Genomic DNA, 1662 nt, shown 5'->3' with positions numbered 1-1662 from the left:
CTGACGGGGGTAGAGACGGGAATCGCGGCGGGGCCGCCATGGGCGGGACGGGCCGGCCGGCGGAGGCGAGATCTCCACCGGCCAGCATATGCGTCCGTCCGCGCCGGCCGCACCGCCGTGGGGCTGCGGTGGACCGACGCGGGTCAGGCACCCGAGGTCAGGCTTCCCTGCGCGGACCCTCGCGCTCGCCGGCCGGCCGGTCGTCGGTGGCGTCGCCCGGTTGGTTGCCGGTGGCGTCGGCCGGTTGGTTGGACCGGGTCGGCTCGTCCCCCTCGGAGGTCGCCGGGCGGGCGAGGACCCCGAGAGTCGGCTCCTCGTCGGCGCCGCCGGATTGACCTCGGATCGGCTCGGTCGGCGGCTCGGTCGGCGGCTCTGACGGCGGATGTGCCAGCCAGGCCGGGTGGATCACGTCGGTGGGCGGCGCATCCTCCGCCCGCACCGCCATGGTCGGCGTCTCCAGCGGCCGGTCCGAGGAGAGCATCGGGTCCGAGACGAGCGGCCGGTCCGAGATGAGCGTCGGGTCCGAGGATGGAGTGTCCCAGGTGGACCGTTCGGCTTCCCAGACCGGCAGGGCCGCGCCGGAGGTCGACGTGGCGGCACCGGAGACCGGCACTGGCACACCGGAGCTGGGCGCACCCGAGACGGACATGCCGGGAATGGCCTCGGCGGTGGGCTCCGGCTGGCTCGGCCGACCCGAGCGCAGTGCGCCGACCAGCCCGAAGACCCCGATCAGGATGAGTGCGCCGGCCAGGAACCAGCCGACCGGCGGTAGCGCCAGCCCGAGCAGTTGGGCGAGCAGCCACCAGGCGGACAGCGCCAGGAACACGAGCCCGAAGGCGAACGACACCAGATCCGTGCGGTGAGCCTTCACCGGGTCACCTCCAGGTTGCCCGCATTGACATGGATGTAGAGGCGCAGGGTCCCGCCGCCGGGCCCGTCCGCGCCGACGTCGGTGGATTCCCGCAGACGGCCGTCCAGCCCGCCGGAGTGGTTGCCGAAGATGGTGGCGTCACCCGCGTTGACGTCGGCCACGGTCGTGACGTCCACGTTCGGCGGCACGACCACCGTCGCCTGGCCGAAGTTGACGGCCACTGTCACCTGGCTGTCCCGTTTCGCGAAGTCGATCCCGCGCAGGTCGAGAACGGCGTCACCGAAGCTGTTCTCGTACCGGTCCGCCAGGTCGCGGTGGTCGGTGGGGGCCCAGGTCACCGCGCCGTCGACCCCCCGGATCCGGTCGTAGGACTCGGCGACGGTAGCCGTGCCCAGCGCCGCCGCGGTCACCACGCCGAGCGCGATGAGCCAGCGGGCCCGCCCGAACCAGGTGCCGACCAGCAGCCCCAGCGCGATCGTGGTCAACGCGGCGGCGAAGTACGCCGAGGCGCTGATGGCGAAGACGTCCAGCAGGTCGAGCAGGGCGACCAGACCGAGCACCAGGAAGATCAGCGAGAAGGTCACCGCGCCGAGCGGCGAGCGCTCCTTGGGGCGCTTCGGTGGCTTCGGTGGCTTGCGCGGAGGAGGCGCGGCCGGGGTCGGCGAAGCGTACGGGCCGTGCGGCGCGAACGGGGGGCGGTAACCGGACGGCGGCGGGGCGGTCGGATAGCCGGTCGTGGCAGCGGGTGTGCTGCTCGCCGGTGGCGCCGGCCAGCCGGCGCTGGGCATGGC

General features: G+C 73.8%; 1 protein-coding gene and 1 pseudogene. Both read right to left on the bottom strand.

From position 1 onward, the window contains the following. Positions 1-634: 634 nt before the first annotated feature. Positions 635-871, bottom strand: a pseudogene (locus DLJ59_RS07955) (hypothetical protein); the annotation flags it as partial. After that, on the bottom strand, positions 868-1662 hold a 795-nt coding region (locus tag DLJ59_RS07950), incomplete at its 5' end, for a LiaF domain-containing protein (protein WP_244235901.1). The pseudogene DLJ59_RS07955 and the gene DLJ59_RS07950, both read right to left, overlap by 4 nt.

The organism is Micromonospora inaquosa, from assembly GCF_003857055.1.
GTDB classification, from domain to species: Bacteria; Actinomycetota; Actinomycetes; order Mycobacteriales; family Micromonosporaceae; genus Micromonospora; species Micromonospora inaquosa.
This window is presented reverse-complemented; position numbering and strand designations above follow the sequence as displayed.